We start from the raw sequence: 20053 nt of genomic DNA on the forward strand, positions 1-20053 counted from the left end.
CTCACATCAAAAATGAAAAAGGGAGTTTGTTCATACAAACTCCCTTATGTCAAAATCACTCAAATCACTTTTCCGCAAAGTGGAAGAACCGGCTTCCGTTTCAGTTGAAAGTGTGCTATCCAAAAGCTCGGCAATTTTTCGGGATGCACCCTCAATGGAATTTTCCAACAGGCTGAATAATTCAGTTCCCTGTAATCTTTGAACTATATCTACCGCTGCTTTCTTTTGTGATTGTTCCAAATTCTCTTTTTGGAGCAATGCACCTACGGAGCTTAGTTCTTCAAAGGTAACCCCTTGGGCAAGACTGTTATCGCCACCGGATATTCCGTACCTGTTCCATTCTTCTTCATCTTCCTCCAAATTAGGTATATTTCTGAAAACTTCGTCCAGCTCTTCCTGCGGAATTTGAATTCCGACGTTTTCATTCTCGTCGTATTCTATGTCTAAATTATCAGGGTTTATCTCCTGTTCCTCAATTTGGCTTTCATTGGCAGTGTTTGGCAGGGAGTGGCTTCTTACTGGCTTCGGCTGTCCCATAATATCGGGCAGGTTCGGATTGACTTTTTCCTGTTTTCGTTTTTGTTCCGACCTTTTTTTAATGACAATCTTGTCCTGTAAAAGCAGGGCGATGACTATCAGCAGGCATATCACAATAATTATTTCCATAACCTCTAATTTTTAAAACAGTCCTTTGTATTTTTCTTTGAACTCCTTTGTAATGGCATCCTCATACACGTTAAAATGATGTTCGAGGATGTTATTGAGATAGGCAAACAAGGGTATCTTATCGTTGCCAATGATTTGAACTATTCGTGTTAGTCGTTCGTGATATTCAGGACTTAGGTATATGCTTTTACTGCCTCTTTTCTGCTCAATATCCATTTGCAGAAATGCCTGTTCATAGCTGTTTTGAGCTTGATTTCTCATTACTTCGGGAATACCATTGTCTGCAACAACATTCCTTTTTTTATTATTTTTCTTCATTATAAAATGGGTTTAAAACGTTCATTGAAATAATCGGTAATATCATCCCCAAACTCTCTGAAGTGATGTTCAAGAATATTATCGATGTACGAGTAGAGTGTTGTTTTTTCTTCTCTCGTTAATTGCACAATGCGGAGCAATCTCTCGTGGTATTCGGGACGTATGTAAACTACCTTACCACTACGACCAGACGGAAACCGGTTGACCAGAAACGTTTCCTCGTAATCCGCTTTTTTAGACGAACTGCTTCGGGCTTTTTCTTTGGCTTTAGGCTTGATTTCCTTTGGTTCTTCCTGTTGCTGGTTTTTCTGGTGTGGAGTAACAGGCTCATCGCCACTGATAATGTTCATCAGATAATCCTCATCAACATCAGGCTTTTTAAAATCATTTTTATCTGTACCCATGGTTTATCGCTTTTATAGATGAGTAATTTTTAAAAATTCCTCAACGAACAAATCCATTTTCGTTGCTTTCATCAACTGAGGTTCGGCAGGTAGCAGGCTTGACCTGAACACATAACTTTCTGTATCATCCGTTTCCTTTCGGAAACGCTTGCTGTCCATTATCCTGGTTTCCATTATGGGTAGGTTGAGTGTTTTAATGACACTTTGATATGCCTCGTATAAACTTGTCTTTTCCCTGCCGTCCACCTGGTTCCAAAACAACCACAGTTCTTGTTGATCGTTACCCTCAATGTTTTTCGGAAGTTCAAGAAAGGCTTTTGTGAAGCCCAATGTGCTTTCCACTACCAAGCGGTCGGCGGTAATGGGCGAAAAGATAAAATCCATCATTTTCAAGGTTGTCAATACCCCTTTGGTATTTGCGGTTCCCGGCAGGTCAAAGAAAATAATATCAGGCGCAACTGCCGATTGGCTTACGTATTCCGATGCCATTTCCAAAGCATTTTCAGCTTTGCTTTTGATAATCGGGTATGCCTTTTTGTTAATAGTTTGGAATTGCTTCATTGCCACTTTTTTATGGTAGTCATTCTGCATTATGGTCTTTTTATCCCGTTCACGCATATTGGTCAGACTGTGTTGTGGAAAGTCACAATCAAATACAAGCACATTAAAACCTAAGCGGTAGTGAAGCACACTCGCCAATAAGGTGGTCATCGTAGATTTTCCCACACCGCCTTTTTGGGTGGAGAAGCTGATTTTTAAGGTTTTCTTCTTTGTTTCCATTATTTAAAAATTTATTGTTATGCACTTTGCCTGTTTTATAGATCTGAATATTGGTGTATTGGTATATTCCCTTTTTTCCATATTCCTGTATTGCTTTTTTGGAATATTCCTGTATCGTTTTTTGCTTTCCTTACAGCCTTGTCAGGTGTATGTTTTGGCTGGTTGTAAACCGTGCAGAAAACAAAATGCTTTACCGCTTTTATGCTTTTAAAACCTTATGCTTTTATTGCCAACAGCATTTATGTAAATCTTATTTTCTTCTTTGTCTAACTACATTTTTTACTACCTGCCTTAAAACTATAAGGCAAATAAAGCGATTGATTTATTCGAGTTTGGAAGTGTGGCAGTGTTTGGCACTCAAGGGCAGAGTTTGTCCGGGTATTGCATTGCAATACTCTTACGGGCAGGGCTTTACTTTGTAAAATGATTTTTATTAACGGATTTATGCAAAAGCATCTTGACAAAATGGACACTAAGCAGAACGGCATCGAGCCGTTTTTCCCTGTTACATTTAATCCGTCCCGAAGGGCGGATTTTTGTGTTCAACTGAACACGGCAAGTTGTGTTTTGAGCATCTCGGAATGATTTCCGATGCTCAAAACAACTTGCCCTTAGCAGGGGACAGAAAACACCTTCCGAAGTCAGGGTTTTGTATGGATTTTAAAATGGATTAGTGATGAATGAAAACAACAAAAAGCAATTGAAAAAGACTGGACGCCGCCCCAAAGAAGACCCGGCGACCATTCGGTACACGATTTCCTTTAACGAGCAGGAACACGCTCGCTTTCTTGCCCTTTTTGATAAATCAGGTATGCAAGTAAAAGCACATTTTATAACGTCTTGCATCTTCAATAAAATGATAAAGACCATTCAGATTGACAAAGGAACGGTTGATTTTTATATGCGGCTGACCTCTTTTCACAGTCAGTTCCGTTCCATCGGAGTAAACTACAATCAGGTTGTGAAGCTATTGTACAAGAATTTTTCCGAGAAAAAAGCCGCAGCGTTTCTTTATAAACTGGAAAAACAAACGGCTGAAATGGCGATGTTATGTCAAAAAATTATTCAGCTAACCGAGGAATTTGAAGCCAAACACCTGAAAAAATAGCGGTAGAAATGATAGCAAAAATCGGAAGAAGCGCAAATTTATACGGCGCATTGGCATACAATCAGCTTAAAGTGGAGAATGAAAATGGGCGAATTTTGTTTGCTAATAAGATGATTGAAACCGCAAGCGGTCATTATTCCGTTGCCCAATTAGCCCAGTCTTTTGCTCCTTACCTGATAGCGAACCGCAATACCGAGAAACACACATTGCATATTTCACTCAATCCCGACCCGAATGACAAAGTAAGCGATGATAAGTTTAGGGAAATGGCAGAACTATATATGAAGGAAATGGGATATGGTGAACAGCCTTTTATAGTGTTCAAACATACTGATATTGACCGCAGCCACATACACATTGTATCGGTTTGCGTGGATGAGCAGGGTAAAAAGATTTCGGACAAATTCGAGAAAATTCGGTCTATGAATGTATGCCGTGAGCTAGAAAAAAAATACAACTTGATACCTGCTACAGAAAAAAAGCGTAATCAGAATGATAAGGTTTTCCATCCAGTGAATTACCAAGCTGGAGATGTAAAAAGTCAAATTGCTTCGGTTATTCGTCACCTGCCAAATTACTACCAATATCAAACATTAGGCGAATACAATGCCTTGCTTTCCCTGTTCAATATTACAACCGAAAAAATTGAGGGCGAATTGCAAGGAAAAATGCAACAAGGCCTATTATATATTCCACTAAATGAAAAAGGCGAAAGAGTTGGACATCCATTCAAGGCTTCGTTATTCGGAAAGAGCGCAGGACTTCCAGCTTTGGAATTGCATTTTGTAAAATGTAAAATCGCTTTGAAAGATACCCCAACAAAACAGACACTAAAATCTGCCATTACGATTGCTTTGCACACTACAAGTGATGAGCAGGCTTTTAAAAAGCAGTTAAGGAAACAGGGCATTAACGTAGTAGTACGCCGGAATGATACCGGACGTATATATGGGATAACTTTTATAGACCACAATTCCAAAGTGGTTTGGAACGGTTCACGCTTAGGAAAAGAGCTTTCTGCCAATATTTTTAATGATTATTGGAACAATAACATCAAACCAGATATTAAAGAGCCTATCATATCACAACCAAAAATATCCACATCAAATGATACAGATCTTCCTATGGAAGAACCACATCATTTGTTCGACTTCTTAACCACGGGCAAACACGAAGACGGTTTAATTGAAGCATTGGGCGGTTTACTGCCCGAAGCCCAGGGCGAAGATCATGAAGAGCAGAACTTTGCTAATAAGATGAAGAAGAAAAGAAAACGACAAAGAGGTCAGAAGTAATATTTAGCCAAACACTGCCACAGAACGCCATTGACTGCCACATTCTTAAAGCCATACTATATCGCCTTTAAATTCACGCCCGAACATTAAAACTTAAGATAATGCAGGGAGAAGACGATTTAAGAGGACTTGCCAAAATAATGGCTTTTATGCGGGCAGTCAGTATTCTTTTGGTGTTGATGCACCTTTATTGGTTCTGTTACGGTTTCTTTTTAGAACGTGGCTGGACATTGGAAGTAATCAATAAGATATTAGGCAATTTCGACAGAACAGCGGGTTTGTTTTCACATAGCTTATATACCAAAGTATTCGCTTTGGTTTTGTTGGCTTTGAGTTGTTTAGGAACAAAAGGCGTAAAGAATGAAAGGATAACCTGGCCTAAAATTTACGTGGCTTTGAGTATTGGTTTTGTTCTGTTCTTTTTAAATACACTGTTGTTAAAGCTATCTCCAGCAGTAGGCACATTTCTGTATATTCTTACTATCTCATTAGGATATATCGCCTTTCTTATGGCAGGTGTATGGATGAGCCGATTGCTCCGTACTAACTTGATGGATGATGTTTTTAATAATGAGAACGAGAGCTTTCAGCAAGAAACAAAGCTGATGGAAAATGAATATTCTGTTAACTTACCCACTAAGTTTTACTACAAAGGAAAATGGAACAACGGTTGGATAAACATTGTAAATCCTTTCAGGGCATCAATCGTATTGGGTACTCCGGGTTCTGGAAAATCATATGCGATCGTAAACAATTACATCAAGCAACAGATAGAAAAAGGCTTTAGTATGTACATCTACGATTTCAAGTTTGACGATCTTTCAACCATTGCCTACAATCATTTACTAAAGCATCGGGATAAGTACAAAGTTCAGCCGAAATTTTACGTCATTAACTTTGACGATCCACGCAAGAGCCACCGTTGTAATCCACTCAATCCCGACTTTATGACGGACATTTCAGATGCTTACGAAGCAGCATATACCATAATGCTAAACCTCAACAGGTCGTGGATACAAAAGCAAGGGGATTTTTTCGTAGAAAGCCCAATCATTCTTTTGGCTGCTATTATTTGGTATCTGAAAATCTACGAAAATGGCAAGTATTGTACATTCCCACACGCCATTGAATTACTGAATAAAAAGTATTCGGACGTGTTCACTATTTTAACCTCATACCCCGATTTAGAAAACTATCTATCGCCCTTTATGGATGCGTGGCAAAGCGGTGCACAAGACCAATTACAAGGACAAATAGCATCAGCAAAAATTCCGCTATCAAGAATGATTAGTCCGCAATTATACTGGGTAATGACAGGCGATGATTTTACGCTCGACATCAATAACCCGAAAGAACCGAAAATTTTGTGCGTAGGCAATAATCCTGACAGGCAAAATATTTATTCCGCAGCTTTGGGCTTGTACAATTCGAGGATTGTAAAATTGATAAATAAGAAAGGGCAATTAAAAAGTTCCGTTATTATAGATGAGTTACCTACAATTTATTTCAGAGGGCTGGATAACCTGATTGCAACAGCAAGAAGTAATAAAGTTGCAGTTTGTTTGGGTTTTCAGGATTTCTCTCAATTGATAAGGGATTACGGGGACAAAGAAGCCAAAGTTATTCAGAATACTGTTGGTAATATTTTCAGTGGTCAGGTGGTTGGAGAAACAGCAAAAAGCCTTTCGGAACGTTTCGGGAAAGTACTGCAGAAACGTCAGAGCATATCGATCAACAGAAATGATACTTCAACTTCTGTTTCCACCCAATTAGATAGCCTTATTCCGGCTTCAAAGATTTCAACCTTAACACAGGGAATGTTTGTAGGCTCAGTATCGGATAATTTTGATGAACGTATCGAGCAAAAGATATTTCACGCTGAAATAGTAGTGGATAATGAAAAGGTAGCTGCCGAAACAAAAGCTTATCAGCAAATACCGCAAATCTTGTCTTTTGTAAATGAACACGGCGAGGATAAGATGAAGCAGAAAATTGAAAGTAATTACAAGCATATAAAATTAGATATTCTTCATATTATAGAAAGTGAAATAGAGCGCATTAAGAATGACCCTGATTTGCAGCATCTGATGTAATAATGAAGATACTAATACTCTAGTGAGAAGATTGTACTATTATGGATGTTACGAACACACATAATAGTACAAATAAGTAAAATTTGATTGCCTCCTTCTTAGCTGACCTTTGCTTTTTGAACTGTATAATGCCGAAACAGAAAGCTTTTTAGGCTGTAAGCCTTAGCCGGATGATTTTAGTAAACGTAAATGGTTATATGACAGCCTATTTTATCAATAAAGAATAGAAACTACTTTGGCGTCGGACAATAAACTTCCAAAGATTTAGTTTGCCCGTAAACTTGGGTGTTATTCAAAATAATGTTAAAAAATAACCAAATGGACAGAATAACACACTCATAAGAATAGCTTCCTGGTAACAGTATTATAATTAAATGCTAAAGAGGGTAAATTAATCATATTTCTTTTAAGCATTTGCTTAAATAAGAAAACTATTTGTATATTTGCTGCGTTATTCAATCAATAATTAAAAAGATATGGGAAAAACAAAATCGTGTATTAGAATATTTGCTGACCAAACTCAAATAGAACAATGCAGAGAAAAACTGCAGTCCAATGCTCAAGCTTTTAACCAATTAAGTAGTTTGTTAGCATTGGCTGGCAATGAAGTAAGACTTAAAATCATGTTCCTACTTGAAGAAGAAGACGAACTTTGCCCTTGCGACCTTGCTGATATTATGGGTATGAGCGTGCCAGCAATTTCTCAACATTTAAGAAAAATGAAAGATGGCGATGTAATAGAAGCCAGACGTTCAGGACAAACAATTTTTTATTCTCTTAAAGCAGAACATCTAAGACTACTACATCCTTTTTTCAAAATCATTATTAACAATAAATCAAAAAAAGAACTTGCATGAATAAAAAATCAAAATCAGGAAAACTTGCGGGAGCAAGTATCTTATCAGCCATTGCAGCATCACTTTGTTGCATTACACCAGTTTTAGCCCTGATATCAGGTGCAGGAGGAATTGTGTCATCCTTTTCGTGGTTAGAACCTGTAAGACCGTATTTACTTGGTATTACCGTTTTAGTATTGGGTTTTGCTTGGTATCAAAAACTCAAACCACGCACTGCCGAAGAAATAGAATGTGCTTGTGAAGAAGATGAGAAACCGCCTTTTATGCAAACTAAAAAGTTTTTAGGAATTGTAACAGTATTTGCATTTCTGATGATGGCTTTCCCTTATTATGGACATATTTTCTATCCGAAAGCAGACAAAGAAATAGTTGTAATTTCTTCTGATAACATACAAGAAGTAAAATTTAATGTAAGTGGAATGACTTGCGCAAGTTGCGAAGAACATGTAAAACACGCAGTGAATGAATTACCAGGAATTGTAAGTGTTTCTGCTAACAGTACTAATGGAACTGCTGATGTAAAATTTGATAACAGTAAAACTAACAAGGAAGCAATTATCAAGTCTATTGATGCTACAGGTTACAAAGTTTCTGGCGAAGCAGCAACTTTAGAAAATTAAGCACACGGATAGCAGGATACATTTGCGACCCAAATGGGTGCAATTTTTTTTAATCATTTATAAAAAAAGCATAATGAAAAAATATTTTTTAATCTCAATCATTGGATTTATACTACTATCCTTTCAAACAAATGCACAATGTTGTGCTGCTTCATCAAACAAAAAAGCAATTACTGAAAACAATAATCAGAGAAATAGTAAAACTGTTAAGTTAAAAATTACAGGAATGACCTGTGCCGGATGCGCAAACCATGTATCAAAAGCTCTGAAAAATGTAAATGGTGTTATAGAACAATCAGTTGAGTATCCGGGTGATGTCGCCATAATAAAGTATGATGTCGCCAAAACCAAACCCGAAGAACTGATTAAAGCCATTGAGGAAGCAGGATACCAAGCTGAAGTTATTAAGCACAATACAAAGGTGTAAACTCAAATAGTCAATAAAGTCTGGAAAAACTTATGTGGCTTCATCTTATTTGTTGTGGTGTGTGCTGTTGGTAGCGTTGATAATGTTAAAACCATTTTCTAAAAATAATAAAAATAAAAAAATAATAAAAATAAAAAAAAATGAAAAAATTAATTGTAGCAGGTGCCCTTCTCTTAGTAGCAATCGTCATTTACTCTTTCGTTTCTGGCAATAAAGAAGCCCCGAATACTGAAAGTAACATCAGCTTTTATAAAACTCCTTTGGTATGTCCCGCAGCACCTCAAATTGGTTGTGGCAGCAAAGCCAAACCTGTGCTGCTTAGTTTGGAAAATAAAAGCGACGTAGTGACTGAAGCCTGGCTGAACCGAACAGGTACAGTGATTGCAGTAGTATGGAAAGAAAATACGACACCAGACTTGCGCACATCTGTTGCAAATGCGGTTTTCACGGAAAATAAATTGAATGTAACTGCCGTTTCCGGTGAGGAAGAAAAAACATTGATGGCTGATTTTGCCAATAAACAAAACTGGTATCGAAATACCGATGTTGACAAACTCAGTATGGAAGAAGCCGGCATTATTGCAGATCGCCTGATTAGCCGTGTAAATGCCAAAACCCCGTTAAGCAAAGAAAAAGCTGAAAACCTTAAAACGGAATTTATCCAGGCATTTAAAAATCGTTTCACCAAAAATTATGGTTCAGCCATTAACAATAACGAGCAGAAAGTGGAAAATGATATTGAAAAGCAGATAGAGGGAGATTTGCTTTCCATAGGGCAAAAATACCTGAACGAATCAGAAATGACGGCATTGAAAGAAGCGATTGGCATGGGTTTAAGACCAACAGAAAAAGATAAAAGCAAGTCGAAAAGCTGTTGTTAAAAGGAAAATTCATCCGATAAAAACTGTGAAAAGAGTTGCCATAGTAAAGTATGATGCCGCCAAAACCAAACCCGAAGAACTGATTAAAGCCATTGAAGTTATTAAGCCCAATACAAAGGCGTAAAATCAAATAGTCAATCCTGTAAAAACTTATGTGGCTTCATCTTATTTGTTGTGGTGCGCTGTTGGTAGCGTTGATAATGTTAAAACCATTTTCTAAAAATAATAAAAATAATAAAACTAATAAAAAATGAAAAAGTTAATTGTAGCAGGTGCCCTTCTCTCAGCAAAAGAAGCCCCGAATACTAAAAGTAACATCAGCTTTTATAAAGCTCCTTTGGTATGTGCCGCAGCACCTCAAATTGGTTGTGGCAGCAAAGCCAAACCTGTGCTGCTTAGTTTGGAAAATAAAAGCGACGTAGTGACTGAAGCCTGGCTGAACCGAACAGGTACAGTGATTGCATTAGTATGGAAAGAAAATACGACACCAGACTTGCGCACATCTGTTGCAAATGCGGTTTTCACGGAAAATAAATTAAATGTAACTGCCGTTTCCGGTGAGGAAGAAAAAACATTGATGGCTGATTTTGCCAATAAACAAAACTGGTATCGAAATACCGATGTTGACAAACTCAGTATGGAAGAAGCCGGCATTATTGCAGATCGCCTGATTAGCCGTGTAAATGCCAAAACCCCGTTAAGCAAAGAAAAAGCTGAAAACCTTAAAACGGAATTTATCCAGGCATTTAAAAATCGTTTCACCAAAAATTATGGTTCAGCCATTAACAATAACGAGCAGAAAGTGGAAAATGATATTGAAAAGCAGATAGAGGGAGATTTGCTTTCCATAGGGCAAAAATACCTGAACGAATCAGAAATGACGGCATTGAAAGAAGCGATTGGCATGGGTTTAAGACCAACAGAAAAAGATAAAAGCAAGTCGAAAAGCTGTTGTTAAAAGGGAAATTCATCCGATAAAAACTGTGAAAAGAAAGGATGCTGTTCAAAAAAATAATCTAAGTAAAATTTAATTAAAAATGAATTTCATAAAAAATATAATAGGTAACGGAGCCGAACATAAAAATGGCAAAGCTGTTACTGAAGAAAAACTATTACTTGAAATTTCGGGCATGACCTGCGACCATTGTGCAACAGGCATTGAAAAAATGCTTTTAAAAAATGAAGGTGTAACAGAAGCCAAAGTAAGTTATCAAAGTGGCAGTTGCGAATGTTCGTTTGATCCTTCAAAAACAAGTAAAGAAGAAATTGTAAATACAATCAACGAAACAAAAAACTACAAAGTAAAAAGCGAAATCAAAAAAGAGGATTGTTGCGCTACACAAAAAGATAGTTCTTTACAAAATAGCAGCCATTTTGATTTAATCATTATTGGTGGTGGTTCGGCTGCATTTTCAGCAGCTATCAAAGCCGAAAGTTTAGGACTATCAACCTTGATGGTAAACGGCGGATTAGATTTCGGAGGAACTTGCGTAAATGTAGGTTGTGTACCATCTAAAAATTTAATCCGTGCTGGAGAAACTGCTTATCACTCCACACATTCCAACTTTACAGGTATTAAACCAAAAGGAGTTGATATTGATTTTGCACAGGTTATCAAAGACAAGAAAAAATTGGTTGCCACACTTCAAGAAAAAAAATATATGGATGTGGTAAGCGATTTTGAAAACCTGAAAATGGTAACAGGTTGGGCAGAGTTTAAAGACAACAAAACAATTGTTGTGGATAGTAAAACAGAATATACAGCTTTGAAATTCATCATTGCCACTGGTGCGACTACCAATATCCCAAACATTGAAGGATTGAATGAAATTGGCTACCTGACCAATGTCTCGCTTTTTGATTTAGAAGAAAAACCCGAAAGCATCACTATTATGGGAGCAGGGTACATCGGTTTGGAATTAGCTATGGCATATAATCGTTTGGGTGTAAAAGTGCGTATTATCGAATTTACAGATAGAGTTTTAAGAACACAAACTCCTGACATCAGCGAAGCCTTGGAAACACAAATGCGTAACGAAGGTATAGAAATCCTGCCAAATTTTAGAGCAGTAAAATTTGATAAAAAAGGAAATGAAACTATTATCCATTGTAAATGCCCTGACGGTTCTTTTACACAAATTATAGAAAAAGGAAAAATTGTAGTGGCATCTGGCACAACACCCAATATACAAAAATTAGGATTGCAAAATATTGGTTTGGAACTTGATAAAACAGGACACATTTTGGTAAACGAAAAAATGGAAACAAATTTACCTAATATTTATGCTGTGGGCGATGTTACCAACACACCCGCTTTTGTTTACACAGCCGCTTTTGAAGGAAAAATTGCCGTAGAAAATGCTTTTTCAGGAAGTGAAAATAAAGCAGATTACTCTTCTTTACCTTGGGTAGTATTTACTGACCCGCAAGTAGCAGGTGCAGGCTTGGACGAAGCACAAGCTGAACTGCAAAATATTCCGTTTGAAGTTTCTAAAATAGAATTGAAAGACGTGCCGAGAGCCATTGCAGCAAATGACACAAGAGGTTTTATAAAGCTTATTCGCAACACCGAGACCGACAAACTAATCGGAGCAAGAATAGTAGCACCCGAAGGCGGAGAACTTATTCAACAATTGAGTATGGCAATCAAATATGGAATAACCGTAAAAGAATTAGCAGAAAGCTTTTATCCTTATTTGACTTTAGGGGAAGGCATCAAATTGGCTGCAATTACTTTTGGGAAAGATGTGGCAAAACTGAGCTGTTGTGCCACTTGATAAAGCCAAAAAGGATCTTTGTTATTATTTTGCGAAAATATTTTAAAAAATTGAAGTATTTGAAATGGAAAAATTTGATGTAATAGTGATAGGCACAGGTTCGGGAAGTAACGTAGCCAAGCGTTGTGCAGCAGCAGATAAAAAAACTGCTATCATTGATTACCAACCCTATGGAGGCACTTGCGCTTTGAGAGGGTGTGACCCTGAAAAAGTTTTGGTCGGCCTAGTGCATGTATTGACGCTCAATAAACAATTGGAGGGAAAAGGCATCACAACTTCTACCACATCTTCATTGAAAGATTTGATGCGGTTTAAAAAGAGTTTTACAGAACCAAAAATATCTGAAACTGAAGTCGGATTAAAAAGAGCAGACGTTGGAATGTATCACGGCAAAGCAAAATTCGTTTCTAAAAATACCATTCAAATAAACGAAAATATTTTACAAGCAAAAAAGTTTGTTATTGCAAACGGAGCCAAACCACGGAGTATCAATATACCTAGAGAAAATTTCCTCATCGATAGCACCGCTTTTTTAGAACTGAAAGAATTACTAGAAGACATTTTGTTTATCGGGGGTGGTTATATAACTTTTGAATTTGCACATATTGTTTCGCGTTTTGGGGTGAAAGTAGTTATTCTTCACAGGGGGGAGATGCCCTTGGGAAAATTTGATGCTGACATGGTTAAACTAGTCATTCAGATTAAATTAAACACTGAGGCAATAAGCATAGTCAAAGAAAATAATCACTTTGTAGTTCATGCTGTGCAGGGAGGAAATGAATTAAACTTCGCTACTTCTCTTGTGGTACATGCTGCTGGAAGAACCGCAGATATAGATGATATGGGTTTAGAAAAGGTGAATGTTTCTTTTAAAAATAATGGAATAGCCGTGAATGAGTATATGCAGAGTATATCCAACCCGAATGTATATTCTTGCGGTGACGGTGCAAGGTACTATCATGAATTTCAAAATGAAGCGTATGGATAAATTTTACAATGAGACATATCGTAAATTGGAAACTGCAATTCAGGAACAGGAGATTGAGATTGACAACCCTATAAAAAGGATTGAAGCGATTATACAGCTTATCATTAAAAGCCTTTCAGATTTAAAGGAGTTTGTACTAAAAAACGACTTTAAAGATATGGAGGCAGAAATCTATTTTTTCAAATATCAGAAACCTGTTATTGTTTCAAAGCTCATTTACTATAATGCTGTTTATAAAATCGAAACAAAAAAACCTTATGGAGAAAAACAGGTTAAAAAATTTCTGAACAAAGAAATAAACAAGCTCAAAAAATTCTTTGATAACAACCTTGATTTTTACAAGTATTATCGCAGCAATAATTCTTTCATTGATGAGAAATTTTTTGTGCGGGGAAAACACGACATAAGGCTGTGGTTGGACACTTTTTATTTTGAAGCTGACCATCGTTTTTCTACTTCACACGATTATAAAGTTGCTAAAATAATTGCTAATGACCTCATACAAGTTTATCTTGAAGGTCAGTTAAATAGTAATCTTACTAAGATACCCGACACTTCTTCACTCAATTGGACAGGAAGCAAAACAGCACTCACAGAGCTTATTTATGCACTGTATTCCCATGGTGTATTTAACAATGGGAATACAGATATAAAATTGATTGCCAAAATTTTTGAAGATACTTTTAATATTGAGTTAGGCGATTTTTACCACACGTTTATGGAATTGAAAGCCCGCAAGATAAATCGAACAAAATTTCTTGATAGCCTGTGTGAAGCACTGATAAAGAAAATGGAAGAACAATAAACAACATCATTACAGTACGCCACGAGGTACATAAATGCTTTTAGTTCGTACATTACTTTCTGAAAAGTCTGGGGCTTCTTTCCGTTTTTCTACCTGCTCAGCAGGTTCTTCGCTTTGTTTTACAGGCTCTATTGAAAGCTGTATCTTTCGTTCTACGGCTGCCAAATCCGTTTTAAGTTCGCTTAATCGACTTTCCTTAGACCAAGTACTGTTAACCACTTCTTGAAGTATAGGCAGGTCTTTTTGAATTTCAGCAATTTTCTCTTGTTCCTGTTTTACAAAGCTCGGCAGTTTTTCCAAAGCCCTCAAAAAATTCATTGATGCCGTTTCGGGATCTTTTGCCATTAATCCGTTATTGTAGGTGTATTTTATATTGCCATCGCCCTGAACCAAGAAACGGTTTGCCCGAATATCCACCCCCTCTTTTTCGGTTATTTCCGTTTTAACCAAGAGTGTAAAACCATACAAGCTGCCTATTTCTTCATACTGTCCTCCGGTACGAGCTTTGTCCGCAAGCAGGTTGAGCTTTGCACCAATTTGTTTTACATCTGCATTGGGAGGTAAGCCGTCCAATAGCACAAGATTTATGATTGCGCCATCCGAACGTTTTTGTATGCGTTGCTGTAAGTTTTCCCAATCAAGGCTCATTCGGTTTAAACGTGATTGTGTACTATCCAGCAATTCCGTAAAATCTTGCAGTTTGTATTTGGCACTGGATTTAGAACGGTTGAACGCTTGTTTTTCACTTTCCAACCCTGCAATCTGTTTTTCTAACTTGGCTTTATCTAACAGATCTGTATTTCCTGATAAGATTGCCACATATTCTGAAAAATTCATTCCCGATTTTTCGTCCATACTGCCCTCATCAATGGTTCGTTTGCCGAGGTTGTTGTTTTTTAATTGGTCTATAAAAAGTTGCTTGTTATACAGCAAGTTAAACTTATAGCTGTCCAGTGATTTTTCTACAGCATAGATGACTACATCTACTTTGTTATCAGCAAAGAACTTGGCAATTTCATTGCCTTTTCGGACAGCCCTGCCGTCACGTTGGGCAAGGTCGCTTGGTCGCCATGGAGTATCAAGATGATGAACGGCAACAGCTCTTTTTTGTGCATTTACGCCTGTACCCAACATACTTGTTGAACCGAATAGCACACGGATTTTCCCCTCGTTCATACCCTTGATAAGCTCCCTGCGTTGCTTATCATTTTTCGCTTCCTGTATAAAACGGACTTCGTGTGTGGGTATGCCGTGGTCTTCCACAAGCTTGCGTTTAATTTCGGAGTACACATTCCATTCGCCTGGCTTGTAGGTTCCCAAATCGGAGAAAACAAACTGTGTTCCTTTTTGTGCATTGTATTGGTTGTAATACTTGGCAATGTTTGCTGCACAGTGTGAAGCTTTGCTATCGGGATGGTCATCATACTTACCGCTAACCATACGCATATCCAGCGACATCTTACGAGCATAATCTGTAGCGATGAGCATTTTTGCTTTTTCCTCACTTTGACTTAACGGAGGTCTGCCCAACAGTTCTGCATTTCCAGTTTTGGCAAAATCCATCAATTTTTGGATAAATACTGATTGGTCTGGCGTAGGTGGTATATTATATAGAACCTCGTTCTTATTTGGACGGTCAATACCTATATCTTTTGCCGTTCGGTAATCTGTAATTTCTGAGTAGAACTGTGCCAGTTCTGGTACTTTGATAAAGTAACGGAACCGTTCTTTCGCTACAATATTATTGGCAACTGAGAATTCATAGTCGGTTGTTTTCCTTGCGTAGATAGCTGCCCACGCATCAAAAGAATGAATACCTTGTTTTTCCATTGCTCGTGGTCGCAGGTATTTAAACAGCAGGTACAGTTCCGTTAATGAATTGCTGATAGTCGTACCCGAAAGAAAGGTTGCTCCCATATCCGCATTAGTGCGCTCCTGAATGGTACGGATAGCAAAGAGTAAGTTTAATGCCTTTTGACTTCCGTCTACATTACCCAATCCGGCAACCCTTGTATGTCTTGTGTTAAACATTAGGTTTTTGAATTGGTGGCTTTCGTCAACAAACAAATGGTCAATGCCCATCATCTTGAAATCCACCACATCATCTTTGCGGTTCTCAATATCATGTTGCAGGGTTTTGAGCTTCACTACGAGATTTTCTTTGCGTTTGATTACTCCAGCAAGCATTCCTCTGGTAACTTCTTTGCCTTGTGATTGCAGGGCATCGAGGTTACGTTCTACGCTGTCCAATTCTATTTCTAGTATATCTTTTTGAATTTCGGACGATTGTGGTATCATTCCGAATTGGTCGTGTGTGAGGATTACGCAATCCCATTCGTTGTTTTTAATATCGCCGAAAATCCGCAAACGCTTTTGAGGCGTAAAATCTTCCTTACCTGGAAACAATATTTTTGCGTGTGGATAGGCAGTGCGGTATGCTTCGGCAATTTCGTGAACATTACTTTTCAGCCCAATAATCATCGGCTTATGGACTAATCCTAAACGCTTCATTTCTTGTGCCGCTGTACACATTACGAGTGTTTTTCCTGCACCTACTTCGTGGTCACAGATAGCACCATTGTTCAGCTTTATCATCCAAACGGTGTCCTTTTGGCTTGAATACAAATCTTCAATACAGAGTGCCTTACGATCTAAGCCCGGAAAGTCCTGATGCGTTCCGTTATAGTTCGGTCGAACGAAACAGTTAAACGTATCATTATATTGATCGGTCAGCCTTGTTTTGAACTCATCGCTTTGTGCGTGTAACCATTCTGTAAATGCGGTACGGATTTCGTCAATCTTAGTATTTGCCATTTGTATGGCTTCCATATCCCGTACTTTTACTTCTTGGTCGCCTATTTTTACTTTTTTGGTAATGTCAGGCGTGGTATTGACAAGGGCATGTTTAAGCAGGGCAATACCGTCAAATGTCCTGTTTTCGGTTTTGACGGCATATTTTTCCCAAATGTGCATATTACCTTGATGACATTTTACCGAGAAGTCATCAGAGCTTTCAGAATAATGAATGAGTACATCTGCATCGAATAAGTGCGAAGCAAATCGGGCATAAATGCCTGTGGGTATCCAACGTTCGCCGAGGTTAAAATCCAGTTCCTCAAATTCGATACGTCTTGGACGAGCTTCTTCCAAAATGGTAAGGCTTGCTTTGGCATCGGTATCATCGGGATTATTTCCAATGTAGGTTCTTATGTCTTGGGCTTTCTCAACTACGTTTCCTGCAATCCAGCGTTCGGATATTTCATATTCCTTTTGCAGAGGATTATAGTAAATACGACCATATAAGGCTTCTTTTAGCACATCATTGCTCATACCGCTGATTTCAGACATATAGCTCAAATCCACGTTGCCGTATTTGTTTAATGAAGCTGCTAACGCTTCTTCGGGATTGTCCGTTGCAATGCTTACCGTAGAAAAACTAACAGGTCGACTGAATATATCCGCTTTGTGTACCACACCACCAACAACACGCTCCAAATAAGGGATTTCCTTACCGGAACTGTCTGTTTTGATGAGTTTGATATTATCTGCACTGTTGAGGCTTCCATACCTTTTGACAAAGGCATCGTAAAGGCGGTTAAGTTTTCCCCTTTCTTCTTTGTATTCAGTTTGAAACTTTGCTTCTTTAGTGTAAAGTTCTTGATAAACATCACGCACCCCGATATAAGCTTCGGCTCTTGCTTTTTGTAAGGATGATAATTGTAGGGGATGGAAAACTGCCTTACTGTCTGCCGTATCTACATTTTGCAGATGACCAACCCAACCTTTATCCACCACAAGACAATCGTTGCGGTGAAACGGTTGCAGTTTGCCACTATACAGAGCGGGTTCGGGAACAATGTTAGTTATGCTTCGCTTTTCAGCTTGTCCGTTTCCGTTGATACCCGAAAACAGGTCGCCGATAGCTTCCTGTTTTTTGCCATTGACTGATGTATTTCCATTGATAGCTCTATTGGTAATAGGAGGCGTATAGGGTTGCTGTATTGCACTACTACTGAACAGGTCAGGCTGACAACCCATTGTACGGCGGTTTGTTTTAATGCTTTGCCTTTGGGACTGTGTCGTTCTTTTTGGTGGAGCAGCAACCATTACAGGTTCGTCAACACTTTCAAACAGGTCAAAAATGCTTAATTGCTTTAATTCCTTTGGGCTTTCCCGATGAATTACAGATGTGGGTATTGGTTGTGATTTTTGTTGAATGGTTACAGGTTCGATAATCGGAGGTGTAACGTTTGGTGTTGGTATAACAGGCTCATTGTTTTGTTTGCCTCTGTATAAATTCAAATTCAAGTGCTCGTCAAAATCTTTGAAAAGCACTTGTTTGAGATCATTGGCAATTCCCTCAACGCCGCCTTTATGTGTATAGATTAGGGCTGGTTGTCCATAAGGATCTGTATCTAATTTCCAGTCGGTATGCACAATTCTTGTGCTGTCCTGAAAGAAAGCATTGCCAGGTGTATTGTATTCCGTTTGCTTGCTTTGACAAAATAGTATCTCAACTTCGGTCAGGCTTTGTTTAGCCGTATTCTTTTGTAGGATAATCAAGTCGCTTCCGACCTCTGTACCTGCATATTCCGTAAACAGATTGTTGGGCAATCGGACAACCGATACTAAATTGTTGTTCTCCATTAATGCCCTGCGTATCGGTTCATTCTTTGGGCTGTTTAAAACGCCTTGCGAGGTGATAAAAACCTGTAAACCGCCCTCACGGAGCATATCATTTCCTTTCAAAAAAAAATAGTTATGAATACTTCGGGAAGCCTGCACTTTTGAACTGTCCTTGCTTCGGGAATAGGAAAGGTCAAATACCGAAGTATCGCCAAACGGTATATTGCTGGCGATCACATCATAGCTATTTTGTTCCTTTTCGGCAATTTCCTCAAAACCACTTACACGAATATTGCTTTCGGGATAAAGCTGTTTTAAAATCTTGCCTGTCAGCAAATCTTTTTCAAAAGCCGTAATACTGGCATTTTGATTTTCAGAAAAAGACTGTATAAATGAGCCAATACCTGCCGATGGTTCGAGGAATTTATCAATGTGCAGACCATTATCTCGCAAAGCGGATGAAATGGCATCTATGATCTTTGGAGGTGTATAAAAAGCCGTCAGTACGGAACTTTTCATACTATCCACATACCTGCGGTATTGCTTTTCGTCTTCGGAATTTTCTTTGAGTAGTTGGTGGAGTTTCTGTGTGAATGAAAAAAGGTCGTGTTCTGTTTTTCTCCAATGATTGATGTCTATTTCGTTTTCTACGGGGTTCAGCACGAACTTAAGACCGCCAAATCCGCTGTATTGCATCATTAGCAGTCTTTCACCTACGGTGGCTTTTCGGTTCTCCTTTTCTAGTTTAAAAGCAATTCGCAGGGCATCAATGTTCTGTTGGAGATGTTGCTTTTTACTGAAGCCCATTCTCCTCAATCCATATTGCGATGGTTCCGGTTATTTCGGTATAGAGTAGATCAAACTCATAACCGTATGCAAAATCATCAGTTAGTTCATAGCTGGAAAAAACAGGCTCACAAACTGAGAACATTTTCAAGGCAAACGGTCGCAGTTCCTCGTCTGCCATTATGGTATCGAATTCATTGCATATCACCTGAAAAATGGTGTCGAATTTGGAGAAGTGCAGATTTTCAAAAAGAATGTAGTTTGCATATTGCTCACATTGCTCAATAGTGTTTCCTGCCTGAAAAGCACCTTCATAGGCATTGGCAGCCCACGATGAACGTTGCTCAATAAATTTTTGGTCGTTTGCTTTTTCGGGGAAGCTCGTGTTTAATAATTCTTGCAGTCGTAACCTGAAATACGATAGATCTTTTTGCTGTGTATCCATACTATTTTTGTTTATGATTTTACTTAAAACCCTAAAATTAGAGAAGGAAAGAAAGACGTTTGTAGAAGTGGCAGGGTTTGGCTTTGAGAGGTGGGATTTGGCTAGTGTATAGAGGTTAGATTAGAATAATTTTCTATTTTTACTAAATAAATAATTTAATAGAACGGGAATTTTCGC

Annotated in this window: 17 protein-coding genes; 11 read left to right on the plus strand and 6 right to left on the minus strand. The window is 38.2% G+C overall.

The features are described 5' to 3' along the window. Positions 1–30: 30 nt before the first annotated feature. The 4 genes from BUR17_RS07170 to BUR17_RS07185 all read right to left on the minus strand — a co-directional run bounded on the left by BUR17_RS07170 (position 31) and on the right by BUR17_RS07185 (position 2168). The gene (locus BUR17_RS07170; RefSeq protein ID WP_446681833.1) at positions 31–537 is read right to left on the minus strand and encodes a conjugal transfer protein TraD; all 507 of its coding nucleotides are present in this window, start codon (positions 535–537) and stop codon (positions 31–33) included. Positions 538–678: 141 nt separating this feature from the next. Next, the gene (locus BUR17_RS07175; RefSeq protein ID WP_074229633.1) at positions 679–984 is read right to left on the minus strand and encodes a DUF3408 domain-containing protein; all 306 of its coding nucleotides are present in this window, start codon (positions 982–984) and stop codon (positions 679–681) included. Continuing rightward, complete coding sequence (locus BUR17_RS07180) at positions 984–1388, minus strand: DUF3408 domain-containing protein (RefSeq protein WP_074229634.1); 405 nt, start codon at positions 1386–1388, stop codon at positions 984–986. Before BUR17_RS07180 ends, BUR17_RS07175 begins: the two co-directional genes overlap by 1 nt. A gap of 12 nt (positions 1389–1400) precedes the next feature. Continuing rightward, positions 1401–2168, minus strand: coding sequence for a ParA family protein (locus BUR17_RS07185; protein ID WP_074229635.1), 768 nt, complete (start codon positions 2166–2168; stop codon positions 1401–1403). Positions 2169–2844: 676 nt separating this feature from the next. Here BUR17_RS07185 and mobA point away from each other — a divergent pair. From mobA to BUR17_RS07240, 11 genes are all read left to right on the plus strand, one after another. Further along, the gene (gene mobA / locus BUR17_RS07190; RefSeq protein WP_074229636.1) at positions 2845–3276 is read left to right on the plus strand and encodes a conjugal transfer protein MobA; all 432 of its coding nucleotides are present in this window, start codon (positions 2845–2847) and stop codon (positions 3274–3276) included. Between the two features lie 8 nt (positions 3277–3284). Beyond that, positions 3285–4571 carry a conjugal transfer protein MobB gene (gene mobB / locus BUR17_RS07195; protein WP_074229637.1) on the plus strand — a complete coding sequence of 429 codons (1287 nt, stop codon included), beginning with the start codon at positions 3285–3287 and terminating at the stop codon, positions 4569–4571. 101 nt (positions 4572–4672) lie between these two features. Continuing rightward, a complete protein-coding gene (gene mobC / locus BUR17_RS07200; RefSeq protein ID WP_074229638.1) occupies positions 4673–6664 on the plus strand; it encodes a conjugal transfer protein MobC in 1992 nt (663 codons plus the stop codon). Between the two features lie 476 nt (positions 6665–7140). Then, entirely contained in the window at positions 7141–7521 is a 381-nt protein-coding gene (locus BUR17_RS07205; RefSeq protein ID WP_074229639.1) for an ArsR/SmtB family transcription factor, read from the plus strand. Next, positions 7518–8141 carry a mercuric transport protein MerTP gene (merTP, locus tag BUR17_RS07210; protein ID WP_074229640.1) on the plus strand — a complete coding sequence of 208 codons (624 nt, stop codon included), beginning with the start codon at positions 7518–7520 and terminating at the stop codon, positions 8139–8141. The genes BUR17_RS07205 and merTP overlap by 4 nt, the downstream gene beginning before the upstream one ends. Before the next feature lie 73 nt (positions 8142–8214). Next, positions 8215–8568, plus strand: coding sequence for a heavy-metal-associated domain-containing protein (locus BUR17_RS07215; protein ID WP_074229641.1), 354 nt, complete (start codon positions 8215–8217; stop codon positions 8566–8568). A gap of 140 nt (positions 8569–8708) precedes the next feature. After that, positions 8709–9449 (plus strand): hypothetical protein, encoded by a 741-nt coding sequence (locus tag BUR17_RS07220; RefSeq protein ID WP_074229642.1) that lies wholly within the window; start codon positions 8709–8711, stop codon positions 9447–9449. 250 nt (positions 9450–9699) lie between these two features. After that, on the plus strand, positions 9700–10407 hold the full coding sequence (locus BUR17_RS07225) for a hypothetical protein (RefSeq protein WP_074229643.1): 708 nt from the start codon (positions 9700–9702) through the stop codon (positions 10405–10407). A gap of 79 nt (positions 10408–10486) precedes the next feature. Then, entirely contained in the window at positions 10487–12226 is a 1740-nt protein-coding gene (gene merA, locus BUR17_RS07230) for a mercury(II) reductase (RefSeq protein ID WP_074229644.1), read from the plus strand. 64 nt (positions 12227–12290) lie between these two features. Continuing rightward, positions 12291–13214: an FAD-dependent oxidoreductase gene (locus BUR17_RS07235; protein WP_074229645.1), complete on the plus strand. Its 924-nt coding sequence runs from the start codon at positions 12291–12293 to the stop codon at positions 13212–13214. Further along, positions 13207–14019, plus strand: coding sequence for an RteC domain-containing protein (locus BUR17_RS07240; RefSeq protein ID WP_074230253.1), 813 nt, complete (start codon positions 13207–13209; stop codon positions 14017–14019). Before BUR17_RS07235 ends, BUR17_RS07240 begins: the two co-directional genes overlap by 8 nt. A gap of 9 nt (positions 14020–14028) precedes the next feature. On the opposite strand, the gene BUR17_RS07245 is transcribed toward BUR17_RS07240, so the two are convergent. Both BUR17_RS07245 and BUR17_RS07250 read right to left on the minus strand, forming a co-directional pair. Then, positions 14029–19452 carry an N-6 DNA methylase gene (locus BUR17_RS07245; RefSeq protein WP_074229646.1) on the minus strand — a complete coding sequence of 1808 codons (5424 nt, stop codon included), beginning with the start codon at positions 19450–19452 and terminating at the stop codon, positions 14029–14031. Next, entirely contained in the window at positions 19439–19876 is a 438-nt protein-coding gene (locus BUR17_RS07250) for a DUF1896 domain-containing protein (protein ID WP_074229647.1), read from the minus strand. Before BUR17_RS07250 ends, BUR17_RS07245 begins: the two co-directional genes overlap by 14 nt. Between the last annotated feature and the right edge of the window lie 177 nt (positions 19877–20053).

The organism is Chryseobacterium scophthalmum, assembly GCF_900143185.1.
In the GTDB taxonomy this organism is placed as follows: domain Bacteria; phylum Bacteroidota; class Bacteroidia; order Flavobacteriales; family Weeksellaceae; genus Chryseobacterium; species Chryseobacterium scophthalmum.